This window comes from Kitasatospora sp. NPDC001547 (assembly GCF_042894165.1).
Classification (GTDB): Bacteria; Actinomycetota; Actinomycetes; order Streptomycetales; family Streptomycetaceae; genus Kitasatospora.
On sequence record NZ_JBIAVL010000004.1, the window covers coordinates 472,075 to 489,495 of the forward strand.

At 74.0% G+C, this 17,421-nt stretch carries 10 protein-coding genes; 4 read left to right on the forward strand and 6 right to left on the reverse strand.

All coding sequences use genetic code 11. The features are described 5' to 3' along the window. Window positions 1-49 precede the first annotated feature (49 nt). Window positions 50-3,982, reverse strand: coding sequence for a hypothetical protein (locus tag ACFY0X_RS10320; protein WP_387751622.1), 3,933 nt, complete (start codon window positions 3,980-3,982; stop codon window positions 50-52). Between the two features lie 329 nt (window positions 3,983-4,311). On the opposite strand from ACFY0X_RS10320, the gene ACFY0X_RS10325 reads away from it, so the two are divergent. Next, a complete protein-coding gene (locus ACFY0X_RS10325; protein ID WP_387751625.1) occupies window positions 4,312-5,652 on the forward strand; it encodes a cytochrome P450 in 1,341 nt (446 codons plus the stop codon). 73 nt (window positions 5,653-5,725) lie between these two features. Here ACFY0X_RS10325 and ACFY0X_RS10330 read toward each other — a convergent pair whose 3' ends face one another. Beyond that, window positions 5,726-6,682 (reverse strand): helix-turn-helix domain-containing protein, encoded by a 957-nt coding sequence (locus ACFY0X_RS10330; RefSeq protein WP_387751628.1) that lies wholly within the window; start codon window positions 6,680-6,682, stop codon window positions 5,726-5,728. A gap of 257 nt (window positions 6,683-6,939) precedes the next feature. Between ACFY0X_RS10330 and ACFY0X_RS10335 the strand changes: the two genes are divergently transcribed. Then, window positions 6,940-9,684, forward strand: coding sequence for a helix-turn-helix transcriptional regulator (locus ACFY0X_RS10335; RefSeq protein WP_387751631.1), 2,745 nt, complete (start codon window positions 6,940-6,942; stop codon window positions 9,682-9,684). 68 nt (window positions 9,685-9,752) lie between these two features. Here the strand turns inward: ACFY0X_RS10335 and ACFY0X_RS10340 are convergent, their stop codons facing one another. Together ACFY0X_RS10340 and ACFY0X_RS10345 are read right to left on the reverse strand one after the other, a co-directional pair. Next, window positions 9,753-10,373 (reverse strand): L-threonylcarbamoyladenylate synthase, encoded by a 621-nt coding sequence (locus ACFY0X_RS10340; protein WP_387751633.1) that lies wholly within the window; start codon window positions 10,371-10,373, stop codon window positions 9,753-9,755. Window positions 10,374-10,478: 105 nt separating this feature from the next. Next, window positions 10,479-10,892: a Fur family transcriptional regulator gene (locus ACFY0X_RS10345; RefSeq protein ID WP_387751636.1), complete on the reverse strand. Its 414-nt coding sequence runs from the start codon at window positions 10,890-10,892 to the stop codon at window positions 10,479-10,481. Between the two features lie 286 nt (window positions 10,893-11,178). On the opposite strand from ACFY0X_RS10345, the gene katG reads away from it, so the two are divergent. After that, a complete protein-coding gene (gene katG, locus ACFY0X_RS10350) occupies window positions 11,179-13,416 on the forward strand; it encodes a catalase/peroxidase HPI (protein ID WP_387751639.1) in 2,238 nt (745 codons plus the stop codon). Between the two features lie 55 nt (window positions 13,417-13,471). On the opposite strand, the gene ACFY0X_RS10355 is transcribed toward katG, so the two are convergent. After that, the gene (locus ACFY0X_RS10355; RefSeq protein WP_387751642.1) at window positions 13,472-14,017 is read right to left on the reverse strand and encodes a hypothetical protein; all 546 of its coding nucleotides are present in this window, start codon (window positions 14,015-14,017) and stop codon (window positions 13,472-13,474) included. A gap of 352 nt (window positions 14,018-14,369) precedes the next feature. Here ACFY0X_RS10355 and ACFY0X_RS10360 point away from each other — a divergent pair, with 352 nt between their 5' ends. Continuing rightward, window positions 14,370-16,331 (forward strand): ATP-binding cassette domain-containing protein, encoded by a 1,962-nt coding sequence (locus ACFY0X_RS10360; protein ID WP_387751645.1) that lies wholly within the window; start codon window positions 14,370-14,372, stop codon window positions 16,329-16,331. 12 nt (window positions 16,332-16,343) lie between these two features. Here the strand turns inward: ACFY0X_RS10360 and ACFY0X_RS10365 are convergent, their stop codons facing one another. Next, complete coding sequence (locus ACFY0X_RS10365; protein ID WP_387751648.1) at window positions 16,344-17,351, reverse strand: JmjC domain-containing protein; 1,008 nt, start codon at window positions 17,349-17,351, stop codon at window positions 16,344-16,346. Window positions 17,352-17,421: the final 70 nt, after the last annotated feature.

The following is a 17,421-nucleotide window of genomic DNA, read 5'->3' on the forward strand; positions in this document are numbered from 1 at the left end:
GGGATCGGGCGCCACGGCAGCGTTCGGAACGGTCCGGGACCGTCCGGGGTCAGGCCGTGAAGTAGCCGTTCAGGTCGGCGACCACGTGGACGTCACCCCAGTTGTTGGAGAACGTCACCCGGCCGTCCACGACCGGGACGACGACCAGGTTGGCCCTGGTCTGCCCGGCCGCGAAGTTGATGTTCGACACGCCCGGGCGGGCGGTGCCGTGCGGGTAGACGGTCAGGTTGCTGTCCCCCGTCGGCTCGGTGACCGTGACGTTCAGGACCACGGCGGTGACCCCGGTGATCGGTATGCCCTCCACGCCGGCCACCTGCAGGCTGACCATGCCGTCGTGGCCGCTCAGCGCTCCGGCCCGGGCGCCGAGGCCGCTGCGGGTGTCCAGCAGGCGGACCGGGGTGGCCGGCGAGTAGGTCGCACCGGAGTCGCCGTAGTAGCCGGTGACGTCGGCGACCAGGTCGACCTCGCCCGCGCTGTTGCGCAGGTTGACCTTGCCGTTGACGACGGGGACCGTCACCAGGTTGGCGACGACCTGGCCGGCCTCGTAGTTGAGGTTCGAGGCGAACGGCAGCGGTCGGCCGTCGGGGTAGACGGTGACGTGGCCGGAGCCGGTCGGGTTGACGGCGATGACGTTCATGACGACGGCGGTGACGCCGGTCGCCGGGACGCCGTTGACGCCGGCCACCTGGAGGTTGACCACGCCGCCCGCGCCGACCCGCCGGCCGGGGGTGCCGGTGCCGGTGCCGTCCCGGGTGTCCAGGAAACGGGCCGGGGTGATCAGGGAGAAGGCCGAGCCGGTGGCCCCGTCGGTGTAGTAGCCGGCTACGTCGGCGACCAGGTCGACCTCGCCCGCGCTGTTGCGCAGGTTGACCTTGCCGTTGACGACCGGCACCGTCACCAGGTTCGGAATGATCTTCCCCGCCTCGTAGTTGAGGTTGGAGACGTACGGCAGCGGCTGGCCGTCGGGGTAGACGGTGACGTGGCCGGAGCCGGTCGGGTTGACGGCCGTGACGTTCATGACGACGGCGGTGACGCCGGTCGCCGGGACGCCGTTGACGCCGGCCACCTGGAGGTTGACCACGCCGCCCGCGCCGACCCGCCGGCCGGGGGTGCCGGTGCCGGTGCCGTCCCGGGTGTCCAGGAAACGGGCCGCGTCGATCGGGACGAAGCGGCTCTTGGCCGGGGCGGTGGCGGGGGTGACGGTGAAGGCGTCGGGGAGCGAGACCCCGTAGACGCCGTCGATCTCGATGCCGTAGCGGCCCGGCGCCACGCTCCTGGTGTCGAGCAGGACGTCGAGCGCGGTGCCGTCGGCGCTCACCGAGAGCGTCTCCAGGTACTGCGTGCCGGAGACACCGCTGCCCACCAGCTTCGCCTTGCTGCCGAGGTTCAGCCCGGTGCCCCGGATCACGGCCTGGACCCTCGTCCCGGCGGCGCCGGCGGACGGGCTGACCGAGGTGAGGACGGGCCGCGGCCGTGGGAGCGGACAGGAGGAGTCGCAGGTGCCCTGCAGGCTGTACTCGACCGGCAGGCCGGACGTGCCGGGGCCGACGACCAGGACGGCCTGGCCGGCGTCGGCGCTGCTCGTGGTCTGGCACCGGGCACCGAACCCGCTGCCGGCGTTGCACTGGTGACCGAGGTAGCCGCGGTCCCAGTGGGCGCCGCTCAGCAGGCTGATGGTGGGCTGTTGGCCGGAGGGGGCGCTGCTGTTGCCGACGATGTTGAAGGACTGCGAGGGCTTCATGTCGACCACCGCGCAGTAGCCGGTCGAGTCCTCGGTGAACACCCCGCTGTGCTGCGGGAACCCGTCGATCGAGACCGGGTGGGCGGTGCACTCCCGGGCCCAGCCGTCGGCGGTGCCGACCTTCCAGGTGTCCACGCTGGTGCGGATGGGCTTGTCCCGGTAGCCGGCCGCGAACAGGACCATGGTGTACGAGGTCGAGCCGGTGACCAGGCAGCTGGTCCCCCACTGGGTGCAGACGTTCTTCCCGCCGGTGTCGAACACGGCGGCGAGGATCCCCGGACCGTAGCGGTTCGAGCCCGGCCGCGAGCCGATCCAGAACCTGTCCGTGGCCGCGGCGTCGACCCGGACGCACTGGGCGTCGAGGGTCGAGGTCAGGTCGAACCCGAGCGACGGGCCGCCGAACGCGGTGGAGGACGGGGAGAGGCACTGCGCCTGCGGCGAGATGTCCCGCCGGGTGAGCTTGTAGCTGTCGGCCTCCCAGGTCCGGATCGGGATCAGCAGCGCGGTGTACGCGACGTCGGCGGTCAGGGTGCAGGACTTGGCCGAGTTGCCGGAGGAGATGAACGAGCAGGCCTCGCCGCCCCGGCTGTCCACGATCTTCAGCTCGGCGTTCAGCGCGTTCTTGAGGTTGGTGTAGTCGATCACCTCGGACGTGGAGTGCCCGTCCGCCGGCAGGCTCAGGCAGGCGGCCTGGGTCGAGCCCTGCGGCATCGGGACCTCGACGCCCCAGCTGCCGTCGAACCCGGTCCGCGGCCAGGCGGTGCAGCCGGCGGTCTCCTCGGTCCGGTGGACCACCAGCCCGTAGGCCTTGGACGGGGAGCCGGTCAGCACCACGCGGAACGGGGCGGTGCCGGTCAGCCGGCAGACGGTGGTCGCGTTGCCGAAGTCGCACTGCTTGGCGCCCGAGGCGTCGGTGACCTCGCCGACGACCGCCGCGCCGTCGGCGGGCGGCCGGTTGAGCAGGTAGACGCCCTTGCCGGAGGCGGTCGGCAGGGTCAGGCAGAGCCGCTGGCCGGGTCCGTCGAAGGTGCCCGTGGCGGGACCGGTCGTCAGACCGGTATCGCCGGCGGCGACGCAGCCCCGGGTCTCCCTGGCCGAGTGGAGTGCCATGCCGAACGCGCCCGCCGGGGCGGTGTACGCATCCACGGTCCAGGTGTAGTCACCCGGCGTCAGGTCGCAGGAGGGCGGAAGGCAGAGCACGTTCTGTGCGGTGCCGTCGACCGCGAACAGCCTTCCGGCGACGCCGGAGCCGTCGCCCTTGACCGAGCCGAAGAGGTACCGCGCGGCCTCCGTGACGCGCAGCGTCCGGCACCGCGCGGTGGAGGTCAGGTCCGGGGAGACTCCGAAGGCCTGGGGCTCGACCAGCGCGCAGCCGTCCGGGTGGGAGAGCCGGGCCGTGGAGAGGTCGTAGGTCTGGGCCGCGCCGTTGTAGCGCTGGGCGGTGATCCGGAACGGCGCCGTCCCGGTGAGCCGGCAGTCGGGGTAGACGGACTTGCCGCAGACCTCGGCGCCCGTGGCGTCGTAGACGACGATGGTCACGCCCGGCTGGGTGGCCTCGGTGCGGAGCACGTCGCCGGCGGCGAGGCCGCTCGGCTGGTAGCAGTCGGCGGCCGCGCCGAGGGCCAGGGAAGCGTGGAACACGGTCGGGGCGCCCAAGGCCAGGTCGGTGCCGCCGACCGTGCGGCAGGCCGTGGTGGACAGCAGCGGCAGGTAGGACAGCGCGAGCGCGGTCGCCGAGCCGCCGGTGCCGACCTTCAGCGTGTACGTGCCCGCCCGGGTGGTGGCGCACCGCAGGGTCCGGTTGCTGCTCCAGCTGGGGCCGACCGGGTCGTCGCAGGCCACGGCGGTGCCGTCGGGTGCGACCACGCTCGGGGTCACGGACCCCTGGGCGGCCACGATCTGCACCAGCAGCAGGTCCTTCTGCTGCGGCAGGTCGAGGCTGAAGGCCGTGGTCGTGTTGGCGTCGACGGCGCAGTCCGTCACGGTACCGGGCTGGAGCGAGGCCGGGCACGGGCCGCTCGGGTCGGCCTCCCGCAGGTCGCGGGCGAGCGCCTCCTGGTCGGCCTTCCGGTCCGGCGCGGCGGGCGTGGCGCCCGCGGTCGCGCCCGGCGCCGGGGTCGGGGTCGGGTCAGGGGTCGAGGTCGGACCCGCCGGGGCGCCCGCCTGCGGCGAGGCAGCGGCCGCCGTCGGCTCCGGCGCCGCGGCCCGGGCCGGTGCGGTCGGGACCACCAACGAGGCCACGACGGCCAACAGCAGGGCCCCACAGGCGGCTGCGGGCCCGCCTCCACCCCGCCTTCGTCGTGCTCGTCTGCCGATCGGCAGCACGTTCATCTACTCCCCCCGCCTTGGTCGGATCGTGCTCACGGAAACCACACACGTGGTCGAGCGGGCGGAGTCTAGCGGGGCGCATACGGACCAGGCCACGGAATACCACGACGTCGGCGGGCTGTGCCGCCGCAGCGCCCACGGCGGCCGTCGAGGCGGCGACCGGCCGGGCCGGCGGCCCGTCGGGGCGACCAACTCGCCGCCGTCCATGACATCGTGGCGGCCCTGCCGTACCGTCCGTGCACGTGACCCTCGACCAGGCGTACGTGAACCAGATCTTCCTCCCGGACACCTACGCCCGCGGCGTGCCGTACGAACTCCTCCGGGAGCTGCGGGAGTCCGCTCCCGTCTGTCGGGTCGAGGAGCCGCCCGTCGGCGGCTGGCCCGGCGGGCCGGGGTACTGGGCGGTGCTGCGGCACGCGGACGTGAAGCACGTGCTGCGCAGCCCGGGGGACTTCTCCTCGCACCTGGGGGCGACCCAGATCCGTGACCCCGACACGCCGGCGGACCTGGAGTTCGCCCGGGCGATGATGCTCAACCAGGACCCGCCCGACCACTCCCGGCTGCGCCGGGCCGTCGCGGCCGCGTTCACCCCGCGGGCGCTCCGGGAGCTGGGCGAGGGCATCGAGCGGCGGGCGGCCGAACTCGTCGCCGCCGTCCGCCCGCTCGGCGAGGCCGACTTCGTGCCGCTCGCCGCCGACCTGCCCGTGTGGACACTGGCCCGGATCCTGGGCGTGCCCGAGCAGGACCGGCAGTTGCTGGTCGACTGGTCGAACCGGGTCATCGGCTACCAGGACCCCGACCACGCCCGGTCCAGCACCGCCGACCCGTCCCGGCTCACCGACCTCGGCCGGGCCGCGCTGGCCCGCCGCCCGGAGGCGCTCACCACCCCCGACGGCCGCCCGGTCGACCCGCGTTCGCGCGCCGCCCTCGCGGACATGTTCGCCTACGCGCACGCGCTGGCCGAACAGCCGCCGCCCGGGAGCATCGTGGCCCGGATGCGGGAAGCCGGGCTGGGCGTCGCCGAGTTCGAGACGATGTTCTTCCTCTTCGCGGTGGCCGGCAACGAGACCCTGCGCAACGGTCTGCCGGGTGGGCTGTACTCCCTGCTCACCCACCCCGACCAGTACCGTCTGCTGTGCCGACGGCCGGACCTGGTCGGGTCGGCGGTGGAGGAGCTGCTGCGGTTCTGGCCGCCCGTCATGGAGTTCCGGCGCACCGCCGAGCGGGACGTGGAGCTCGGGGGGCAGCCGATCCGCCGTGGTGACAAGGTGGTCGTGTACCACGCCTCCGCCAACCGCGACGGATCGGTGTTCGCCGAACCGGACCGCCTGGACATCACCCGTACGCCGAACGACCACGTCAGCTTCGGTTACGGCCCGCACTTCTGCGTGGGAGCGCAACTCGCCAGGATCCAGATGTCGGCCCTGCTCCGGCGGGTCGTCGCCGAGCTGCCCGACCTGGAACTCACTCCGGGCGTACCGCCGACGCGGCTCGTCTCCAACTTCCAGAACGGGTTGAAGAGCCTGCCCGTCCGCTGGCGCCGGGGAGGGCGCTCCGCCGGCCGTACGGTGGTGGACCGGTGAACGCCGTACGACTTCGGGTACCGGTCCCGTGCGTCGGTCCGCACCGATGAGTCGTCCGGGCGTACGGCGGGCGTCACCCCGGTGTCCTGCCGCTGGTCTGCCAGTCCCTCGGTGTCATGCCGTAGGCGTCGCGGAAGGCGCGGCTGAAGTGGCTGGAGTTGGCGAAGCCCCACCGTCGGGCGATCCCCGCCACCCCGAGCTCCTCGGCGAGCGGCCGCAGGAGGTCCCGGCTGCAGCGCTCCAGCCGCTGCGTGCGGATCCACCCGCCGACCGTGACGCCCTCCTGCTGGAACAGCTTGTGGAGGAGGCGCACCGACATGAAGTTCGCCTCCGCGATCCCCGACGGAGACAGGTCCGGATCGCGGAGGTGGCGCAGGATGTGGTCCTTGACCCGCTCCAGCGAGGCCGCGGTCCGCGAACCCCGCGTGCGGGCGCGCCCGCGCCGGTCGTCGACCAGGAGCGCCAGCAGGTCGAGCGCCGTCGCCGCGGCCCGGCGCCCGACGGCCTCGTCCAGCCCCGGTGCCTCGCGCGCCATCCTCGACAGGTAGGTCCCCAGCAGTGCGGCGCTGCCCTCGGCTCCGCTGAACACCGTCGCGGTGAGTTCCCGCAGGTCCTTCTCCGGCACGTCCAGTTCCGTGCGGGGGAAGTGGAAGGAGGTGAAGGCGAAGTCGTCCTCGAGCGTCTTCCGGAAGACCCGCGAGGTGTCGGTGATGGAGAACTCGCCGGGCCGGACGAGCGCCTCCCTCCCGTCCTGCTCCTTGATCGCGGTGCCCCGCTCCTGCAGGCTGACGATGAGCGACGGCGAGTCGCCGTCGGTGATCAGGCGCCTGTTGCGCGTCACCACCTGCGGCCCGGCCTGGACCCTCGATATCCGCACCGGGCCCAGCTGGTGGCCGACGATCTCCCCGGGCGAGGGCACCTCCTCCAGGAGGCTCACCGCCATCGGCACGAAGGCGTGGGACACGGCGTCGTGCCAGCTCTCCGCCCGGTCGGAGGCGGACAGCTGGGCGGTGGAGAGAGATGCGGACACCGGGTTCCTCCCAGGTCAGGTCGAAGGGGCATCAGGACACCGGGCCCTGGACGGTGCCACGGGCGAATCGTCGGCCCGCCGGCGCATCCAGCATGGAACACCGGATGACTTACGTCGGCGGCCGGATGACTGCGAAGCGACTGCGGTCGGTGTGGTGCCGGACACATGGTTGCCGGCGCGTTCCGGCGGTGCTCTGCGCGCACGTACACTGCAACGGTCCAGGTCAGGACGTTGGCGCGGGCGCAGAGGAACATCGGATGTCAGGCTCCGGACTGTTCGGCCGGGAGGCTGAGCTGTCGGTCGTCGACGAACTGGTCGACGGGCTCCCCGGGCGCGGCGACGCGCTGCTGCTGCGCGGGGCTCCCGGGATCGGCAAGTCCGCCCTCCTGGACCACGCGGTCGCCCGGGCCAGGGCCTCGGGGTTCACCGTCCTGAGGGCGTCGGGTGTCCAGTCCGAGACCGATCTGCCGTTCGCGGGGCTGCACCAGCTGACCCACGCCATGACGGGTCGCGTCTCGCGCCTCCCCTCCGCGCAGGCACAGGCGCTGCTCGACGCCTTCGGCATGGCGGATCCGTCCTACAGCACCTCAGGTCCCCGGTTCTTCATGATCGCCCTGGCCGTCCTCGGCCTGCTCGGCGACGCGGCCGCCGAGGCTCCCGTGCTGCTGGTCGTGGACGACGCCCAGTGGATGGACACGCCGACCCTGGACGTCCTCGGGTTCCTCGCGCGCCGCGTCGGCTCCGCGCCCTTCGGCCTGCTCGTCGCCGTCCGCGAGGACCGTACGGCGTGGCCGGGCGCCCCCGACCTGGACGAACTCCACCTCAAGCCCCTGGACCGGAGCGCGGTCGACGCCCTGCTGGACGCCCGCAACCCCGGTCTCGCGCCGGGGACGCGCCGCCTGGTGGCGGAGGTGTCGGCCGGCAACCCCCTCGCACTGACCGAGCTGCCCGTCGCCCTGGGGACGAACGGCGTGCCGTCGGACTTCCCGGCGTCGCCGGAGCTTCCCCTCACCGCCCGACTCGAGCGTGCCTACTCCTCGCGGCTGGCCGGTCTTCCGTCCGAGACGCGCCGTGTGCTGCTGGTCGCGGCCACCGCCGAGGACGGTGCGCTGGCCGAGGTGCTCGCCGCGGCTTCGGCCCTGACGGGCACCGAGGTGTCCGCGGGCTCCCTGGAGCCCGCCATGGCCGCCGGCCTGGTGCGCATCGACAGGCTCCGGGCCGACTTCACCGACCCCCTGCTGCGCTCCGCCGTTCTGCGGTCGGCCTCGCTCGCGGACCGTCTGGCCGCCCACGGCGCGCTCGCCCGCACCCTGCGGGGACACCCCGACCGGCAGGCGTGGCACCGGGCCGCGGCCGGCGGTCGCCCCGACGAGGCGGTGGCACGGCAACTGGACCAGGCGGCTCTCGACGCGCGGGAGCTCGGTGCCCCCGCGACGGCCCTGACCGCACTGGAACGCGCCACCGCGCTGAGCGAGGCCCCCGCGGGAAGGGTGGCCCGCCTCCTCGGCGCCGCGGAACTGCGCTTCGAACTCGGCCAGACGGGTCGCGCGTCGGACCTGGTGCAGCAGGCCGAATCCCTGGGCCCGGCCGGGCTGGAGCGAGCCCGCGTGGTCCTGCTGCGCGACTGGCTCGAGTCGGAGTCCGACACGAGCACGTCCCGGCTCCACCTGCTGGTCGCCACGGCGGAGCAGGCCGCCGAGGCGGGCGATCCCGAACTCGCCCTGCGGCTGCTGCGCGCGGCCGCGCGGCGCTGCTGGTGGGCGGACCCGGGGCGGGAACTGCGGGAGCGGGTCGTGGCGGCCGCCGAGCGGCTGCCGGTGCCGGAACTCCACCCGGACCTGGTGTGCACGCTGGCGGCCGCCGCCCCGGTGGAGGCGTCGGCGACGGTGCTCGACCGGCTGCGGCGCCTCGAACGCGAGGGCGGGTACGACGTCCTGACCGCTGCCGCCCTGGCCAATGCGGCCATCATGGTGAACGCCTACGACCAGGTCACCGGATTCGTCCGCCACGCGGCGGACGGCCTGCGCAGGCAGGGGCGTCTGGGCCCGCTGGCCCAGAGCCTGGTGTTCCTCGCCCTCGCCACCGTGCACACCGTCGACCGGGAGACCGGGCTCCCGGCGGCGGCCGAGGCGGCACGGCTGGCCGAGGAGAACGCGCAGCCGCGCTGGCTGACCGGCGCGCGGGTGGCGCGGGCGCAGTTCGCCGCCCTGAGCGGGGACCTGGACACCGCGCTGGTCGCGATCGGCGAGGCGGAGGGCCAGGGGCTGACGGTGGTCGACCCGTCCAAGCTGGCGTACGTCCAGATCACGCGCGGCCTCATCGGCCTCGCCGCGGGCCACCACGCCGAGGCGTTCTCCTGCGTCTGGCGGGTCTTCGACCCCGCCGATCCCTCCTACCACCCGTTCATGCAGACCATGGCGATCACGGAGCTGGCCGAGGCGGCCACCGGCGACGAGCAGCGGGCCCTGGCGAGGACCGCCCTGCGACAGCTCGTCGCGTCCGCCGGGGCGAGCGAGGTCCAGACGGTCCGGGTGAACCTGGGGTTCGCCCGGGCGTTGCTCGCCGACGACGAGCACGCCGAGGAGCACTTCCGGTCGGCGTTCGAGCTGGACATGTCCCGTACGCCCTTCGTCCGCGCCCGGCTCATGCTCGCCTACGGCACCTGGCTACGGCGCCGCCGCCGGGTGACGGAGGCCCGCAATCCGCTGCGGACGGCCCGGGAGTCCTTCGCGGCCATGGGCGTGGAGCCCTGGCGGGAACGGGCGGCCCAGGAGCTCCGCTCGGCCGGCGAGGGCAGCAGGAGCCAGAGCCCCGTCGGCCGGGACCTGCTCACGCCCCAGGAGGTCCAGATCGCCCAGCTGGCGGCGCAAGGCCTGTCCAACAAGGAGATAGGCCGTCAGCTGCACCTGTCGCCGCGGACGATCGGCACCCACCTGTACCGGATCTTCCCGAAGCTCGGGATCACCTCCCGCAGCCAGCTGAGCGACAAGCTCGCGGACTGAGCGCGGCCCGGTCGGTGCCCGGGCGGGCACCGCGGAGCCGAGGCTGCCCCTCGGGTGCGCCCGGCCCGTCACTCGAAGCGGGACGGGTCGCCGGCCCCCCGCCGGGTGATCTCCGGTGCGCCGCCGGAGAAGTCGACGACGGTGGTCGGTTCCGTGCCGCAGTCGCCCGAGTCCACCACGGCGTCCAGTACGTGGTCGAGGCGCTCCTTGATCTCCCAGCCCTGGGTCATCGGTTCGTCGTCGCCGGGCAGGACCAGGGTGCTGGAGAGCAGCGGCTCCCCGAGTTCGGCGAGCAGCGCCCTGGTGACGGCGTGGTCGGGGATCCGGACTCCCACCGTCTTCTTCTTCGGGTGCATCAGGCGGCGCGGGACCTCCTTGGTGGCCGGGAGGATGAAGGTGTAGCTGCCCGGGGTCGCGGCCTTGACGGCGCGGAAGACGGCGTTGTCGAGTTGGACGAACTGGCCCAGCTGCGCGAAGTCCACGCACATCAGCGTGAAGTGGTGGCGGTCGTCGAGGCGCCGGATCGACCGGATCCGTTCGAGGCCGTCGCGGTTGTCCAGCCGGCAGCCCAGCGCGAAGCAGGAGTCGGTCGGGTACGCGATGAGGGCCCCGGAGCGGAGGCTGTCGACCACGGTGCCGATGGTGCGCGGCTGGGGGGAGTCGGGGTGCACGTCGAAGTACTTCGCCATCTGGCCGACCCTACGGGATGCCGGCGGTCGACGGGCGCAGCCGCGACGCGTCGCGACCGGCCGCCGGCGCGGGCGACGGTGCGGCCCCGCCGTGTGCCGGAACGCTCAGCCCGAGCAGGCCGGGCACAGCCCCCGGTAGGTGACCTCCGCCTGGGACACGGCGAATCCGAAGCGCTGCTCGGCCGGCAGGTCGGCCAGCGGGTTGCCCTGCGGGTGGACGTCGCGGATGGCGCCGCAGCCGGTGCAGATCAGGTGCTGGTGCGGGCGGTGGGCGTTGGGGTCGTAACGCTTGGCGCGCCCGTCGGTGGACACCTCGATGATCTCACCCAGGGTGACGAGCTCACCGAGCGTGTTGTAGACCGTCGCCCGGGAGATCTCCGGCAGGCGCTCCGCCGCCCGGGCGTGCACCTCGTCGGCGGTCAGGTGCACGTGCTCGCCGTCCAGGACCTCGGCCACGACACGCCGCTGCGAGGTGAGACGCCAGCCGCGCCCGCGCAGCCGCTCCAGCAGGTCACTCATAACGGTTCACCTATTCAGGTCAAGGGGAGGACCGGAGTTTACCAATGCGGATCCGGTCCCTTCCGAATCCCGATCGGATATGGCTTTGGTGTCTTTCTTGACTTGGATTCCGTCCATCGTAGGATCGGCTCCGGCGCTAGCCTGGGTAGCAGCACACGTGACTCCCGTCACCGCCGTACCCGGCGGCGAGCAGGAGCAGCACGTGGCGCGCCAGGACGAGACAGCAGCAGTAGGTGCCGTAGGTAGCAGAAGACACCGTGATCCGCCTTGTGAGGGAAGGATTCCCATGTCTGACATCCACGATGCAACCGGCGTAGAGGCGAAGGCGGAGGGCTGCCCGGTGGTCCACGGGCGCGCGCCGCACCCCACCCAGGGCGGCGGGAACCGCCAGTGGTGGCCGGAACGGCTCAATCTGAAGATCCTCGCGAAGAACCCGGCCGTGGCCAATCCGCTCGGTGCGGACTTTGACTACGCCGAGGCCTTCCGGACGCTCGACCTCCCGGCCGTCAAGCGGGACATCCAGGAGGTCCTCTCGACCTCGAAGGACTGGTGGCCGGCCGACTTCGGCTACTACGGCCCCTTCATCATCCGGATGGCCTGGCACAGCGCGGGCACCTACCGGATCAGCGACGGCCGCGGCGGCGCCGGCGGCGGCCAGCAGCGCTTCGCCCCGCTGAACAGCTGGCCCGACAACGCCAGCCTGGACAAGGCCCGCCGCCTGCTGTGGCCGGTGAAGAAGAAGTACGGGCGCGCCCTGTCCTGGGCCGACCTGATCGTCCTGTCCGGCAACGTGGCCCTGGAGGGCATGGGCTTCCGGACCTTCGGCTTCGGCGGCGGCCGGGTCGACGAGTGGGAGCCGGACGAGGACGTCTACTGGGGCCCCGAGACCACCTGGCTCGGCGACGAGCGCTACACCGGCGACCGCGAGCTGGAGAACCCGCTGGCCGCCGTCCAGATGGGCCTGATCTACGTCAACCCCGAGGGCCCCAACGGCAACCCGGACCCGATCGCCGCCGCCCGCGACATCCGCGAGACCTTCCACCGGATGGCGATGAACGACGAGGAGACCGTCGCGCTGATCGCCGGCGGCCACACCTTCGGCAAGACCCACGGCGCCGGCCCGGCGGACAACGTCGGCCCGGCCCCCGAGGACGCCCCGATCGAGCAGCAGGGCCTCGGCTGGAAGAGCACCTACGGCACCGGCGTCGGCCGCGACGCCATCACCAGCGGTCTGGAGGGCACCTGGACGCCCACCCCGATCACCTGGGACAACAGCTTCTTCGAGACGCTGTTCGGCTACGAGTGGGAGCTCACCAAGAGCCCGGCCGGCGCCCACCAGTGGAAGCCCAAGGACGGCGCCGGCGAGGGCACCGTCCCGGACGCCCACGACCCGGCCCGGCGGCACGTGCCGATCATGCTCACCACCGACCTGTCGCTGCGCTTCGACCCGGTCTACGAGCCGATCTCCCGGCGCTTCCTGGAGAACCCGGAGGAGTTCGCCGACGCCTTCGCCCGTGCCTGGTACAAGCTGACCCACCGCGACATGGGCCCGGTGGTCCGCTACCTCGGCCCGGAGGTCCCGAGCGAGCAGCTGCTCTGGCAGGACCCGCTGCCGGAGGTCACCTACCAGCGGATCGGCGCGGCCGACGTCGCCGACCTCAAGCGGCGGATCACCGCCACCGGCCTCCCGGTGTCCGACCTGGTCTTCGCCGCCTGGGCGGCCGCCTCCTCCTTCCGCTCCAGCGACAAGCGCGGCGGCGCCAACGGCGGCCGGATCCGGCTCCAGCCGCAGATCGGCTGGGAGGTCAACGAGCCCGACCGGCTGGCCCCGGTGCTGCGCGCCCTGGAAGGCGTGCAGCAGGAGTTCAACGCGCAGGCCGGCGACAGGCAGGTCTCGATCGCCGACCTGGTGGTGCTGGCCGGCGGCGTCGGCGTCGAGCAGGCCGCCAAGGCGGCCGGCGTCGCCGTCGAGGTGCCGTTCACCCCCGGCCGGGTGGACGCGCCGCAGGAGCTCACCGACACCGAGTCCTTCGCCGCCCTGGAGCCCCGGGCGGACGGCTTCCGCAACTGGGTCGGCAAGGGCAACCGGCTGCCGGCCGAGTACCTGCTGCTCGACAAGGCCAACCTGCTGGGCGTCAGCGCGCCCGAGCTGACCGTGCTGGTCGGCGGCCTGCGGGTGCTGGGGGCCAACCACGGCGGGTCCGCGCACGGCGTGTTCACCAGGACCCCCGGCGTGCTGACGAACGACTACTTCGTCAACCTGCTGGACCTCGGCACCAGTTGGACGGCCACCTCGGAGGACGCCCACACCTTCGAGGGCCGGGACGAGTCGGGCCGGGTCATCTGGACGGGCACCCGCGCCGACCTGGTCTTCGGCTCGAACGCCGAGCTGCGGGCCGTCGCCGAGGTGTACGCGAGCGACGACGCCAAGGAGAAGTTCGTCGAGGACTTCGTCGCGGCCTGGGTCAAGGTCATGAACGCGGACCGCTTCGACCTCGTCCGACCGGCGGCTGATCGGCCGTAGCAGCGGCAGCCGACGGCGGGAGCCCGGGGACGTCGACCCCGGGCTCCCGCCGTCGCTATCCCTCACCCTTCCGGCCCGGGCCCTCACTGCCGGCCGCCTGCCCGGCCGCCGTCTCCTCCTCCGCCCGCTGCTCGGCCGCCCGGATCCGCTCGGCGAAGTCGTGGGCGTCGATCCGCTCGACCGCGGCCCCGTGCCGGGCGGCCAGCTCGTCGGCCGGTCCCGGCGCGGACTCCCTGACCTCCAGAACGAGCAGCGCGCCGCTGTCCGGCACCCGGGGCGAGAGCACGATCAGCCCGGCGCCGCCCTCGGCCGCCTGGTGCTCCTCGGCCGCGTTGCCGAGCGCCGCACCCGCCGCGAAGCCCAGCAGCACGCCGACCGGCCCGCCGAGCAGCCCGATCAGGCCGCCCAGCACCCCCGAACCGACGGTGGCCATGCCCGCGCCCCGGGTGTAGGTGTCCCTGACCTCCAGCAGTCCGTCGGCGCTGCGCTCCATCGCCGCCACCATCCGCAGGCCCGGCAGGTGCTGCGCCTCGTCGAACGCCGGGCGCCAGGCACCGGCGTCGGGGAAGGTCAGCAGGACGACGTTGTGCTGGTCGCTCATGGCGCTCCGATCGGGCCGGGACCGGCGGTGGCCGGGCTTCCATCGTGACCCTCGGTACGGCCCGCTGCCACCCCGGCGCCCGCGGGGCGAATCGAACATCACGGACCTCCCCGGTGATCGACTGCCACCAACTCGCCGTCGCCGACACGGATTTGCCCGGATCGAGTGAGACCGCCCGGGACACGCCGGTCGGCCCCGCGGGCCGCTGCCAGGATCGGGGTCCGCACCGGCGGACCGCCCCTCGCGGCGTGCCCGCCGGCACCGCTGCCGCCCCGGCGCACCCACCCGGCGCCGAGGGCTGCCCGGGTGCGGATCCACCGCGGCCCCGGCCGCCGTACCAGGGAGGAACACCGTGTCCCAGCAGGACGTGAATCCCCACCGAACCCCGGACCGGACGGACGGGCCCGAGCACGACGAGCCCGAGCACGACGAGGAGCTGCGCCTGCGCTTCCCCGGCGACCGCCGCGCCCGGGCCGGCGCCGCGATGTCGGCGAGCGCCATGCTGCGCCGCCTGCCGAACCTGGTGCGGCGGGCGCTGACGCTGGCCTGGGCGGCGGACCGGACGTCCACCGTGCTGCTGCTGGTCTGCCAGGCGCTGGCCGGCGTGTTCGGGGCGCTCGCGCTGTACGCCACCACCGGCACCCTCGGCGCGCTGCTGGTGCCCGGCCCGGTCACCGAGCACCTGCGCACCGCCGCGCCCTCGCTGCTGCTGCTCACCGTCTCGGCCGCGCTGCGCGCCGTCCTGGGCATCGCCGTGGTCGGCCTGTCCGGTCGGGTCTCGCCGCGGATCACCCGGGAGGCGGAGCTGGCGCTGATCGCGGCCGGGTGCGCCGCCGAGCTGGAGGCCTACGACGAGCCCGCGTACAACGAGCAGTGGGAGGCCGCCGACCGGGGTGCCTCCACCACGCCCGACCTGCTCTCCAACGCCCAGGACGTGATCGCCTCCACTGTCTCGCTGGCCGCCGCCGCGGGCGTCCTGGCCACCCTGCACCCCTGGCTGGTGCCGCTGCTGCTGCTCGGCTCGGTGCCGACCGGCGTCGGCGCCGTCCGCACCGCCCGGATCCACTACCTGGCGGCGGTGACCACCAACGAGGACCGCGGGGCGCTGCGCGTCTACCGCTGGTTCCTGGTCGACAAGACCCGGGCCGACCAGGTCCGTTCGGACCAGGTCACGCCGTTCCTGATGGCCAAGTACCGGCGCGCCGAGGAGAAGATCGTCGCCGCCACCGACCGGGCGACCAGGCAGGCCGCCAGGGTCTCGCTGCTGGCCGCGCTCGGCACCGGCGCGGGCAGCGCGCTGATCTGGGGCACCCTGCTCTACCTGGTCGCGAGCGGCCGGATCGACCTGGCCGCCGCCGGCACCGCCACCTTCGCGCTGCGCACCGCCGCCACCGGTCTGCACGGCCTGGTCGGCAACGGCGCCCGGCTCTACCGGATGGGCCTCTACCTGGACGACTACTTCACCTTCCTGGACGAGGCCGGCGGCCACCGCATCCGGCGCGGTGCACTGGTGCCCGCGGCGCCGGCGTCGGTCGAGGTCACCGACCTGGTCCACCGCTACCCGGGCGAGCAGCAGGAGCCGGCGCTGCGCGGGGTCAGCATGACCCTGCGGGCCGGCGAGGTGGTCGCCGTCATCGGGCAGAACGGCAGCGGCAAGTCGACGCTGCTGAAGCTGCTCTCCGGCCTCTACCTGCCGCAGTCCGGCCGGATCACCTGGGACGGCGTCCCGGTGGAGGAGCTGGACGCGGACGCCATGTGGGCCCGGGTGGCCCGGGTGCCGCAGGAGTTCGCCCGCTGGCCGCTGGGCGCCGCCGAGAACGTCCACCTGGGGCACCTCACCGAGCGGCCGATGGCGGACGTCGAGCAGGCCGCGGCCCGTACCGGCTTCGACGAGGTGGTCGCCCGGCTGCGCTCCGGCTGGCGCACCCTGCTGGCCCAGGGGTGGTGGGGCGGCGCCGAGTTGTCCGGCGGCGGGTGGCAGCGCGCGGCGGTCGCCCGGGCGCTCTACCGTACGGAGCGCAGCCCCGGCCTGCTGATCCTGGACGAGCCGACCTCCGACCTGGACCCGCGTGCCGAGCACCGCATCCTGCACGCGCTGCGCGACCTCGCCCCCGGGCGGATCATCCTGCTGGTCACCCACAACATCGCCAACGCGGCGGTCGCGGACCGGGTGCTGGTGATGGACCAGGGCCGGATCGTCCAGTCCGGCACCTGGGCCGAGCTGGCCGCCCGCCCGGACGGCCTGTTCCGCGAACTGCTGGACCTCCAGCGGGACCGTTCGATCCCCGCCCAGCGGGCCGGGGAGAACGGCTGACCGGTCCGGCCGTCAGCCCCTGGCGCGGGCCGCGCCGCGCAGCTTGCGCCAGGTCCGGCTGACGGAGGACGGCCCGGTGCGTCCGGCGGCGGGCGCACCGGGCTCCCAGGTCCGGGCCGCCTCGGCGAGGGTCTCCGTGGTGGCCCGGGGGGCCGGCGGGCGGGCCCGGGCGGCGCGCAGCAGGTCCTCCGGTCGGAGGGCGTCGAGGCGCGCCCGGGCGTGGTCGAGCAGGGCGGCGCAGGCCTCGGTGATCGCGGCCTCGCCGAGCGGGCGGTCGGGCAGGCCGAGGCCTTCGGCCAACTGTCCCGCCAGGGCGGTGCGCAGGTCCTGGACGGAGAGGTCGCGGACGGTCAGCGACAGGTGGGCGGACAGGCCTCCGGCGCCGACCGCGCGGTGCGCGAAGCCGCGCGGGACGTAGAGCACGCCGCCGGGTTCGAGGACGCCGTGCAGGCGCAGCGGGGAGCGTTCGCCGTCCGGGAGTTCGCCGAGCCGCCAGTCCGCCGTCGCCGGTGCGTCGTGGACGTACCAGGTCTTGCGCCCGGCGGCCTGGAGGACGAACACGTCGGCGTCGTCGCGGTGCACCGCGAGGCCCTGGCCGCCGGCCGGGGTGACGAAGAAGAAGGCCTCCACCGGCCGGTCGAGTTCCTCGGACAGCCGGGCCACCAGGTCGCCGGTCGGGCGGTGCCACTGGTCGACGCGGCGCAGCAGCAGGGTCGCCCCGCCGCGCAGCAGCGCGAGCACCTTCGCGCGGTCGGCGAAGCCGTGGTGGGTGACGCCGTTGACCACGCGCGGGGTGGTGAAGGCCTCGGGCGGGATGGTGACCTTGTCGGAGCGGACCAGCTCCAGGTAGGGGGTGCGCAGCAGCCCGCCGTCGAAGGCGGCGTCCAGCTCGTTGAGGTCGAACGGCGGGGCGCAGGCCCCGGGGTCCTCCCGGGGGAAGAGCGCGGGCTCGCGCTGCCACTGGCGGCCGGTGAAGCCGCGGACGTCGCCGACCCAGTCGGCCAGTGTGGGCGATTCCATGGTGTGTCCCGTGGTGGTCAGGGTCTTCCGGGGCGCCGGGGGTGCGCCTGGCGCCGGGGGTGCACCGGGG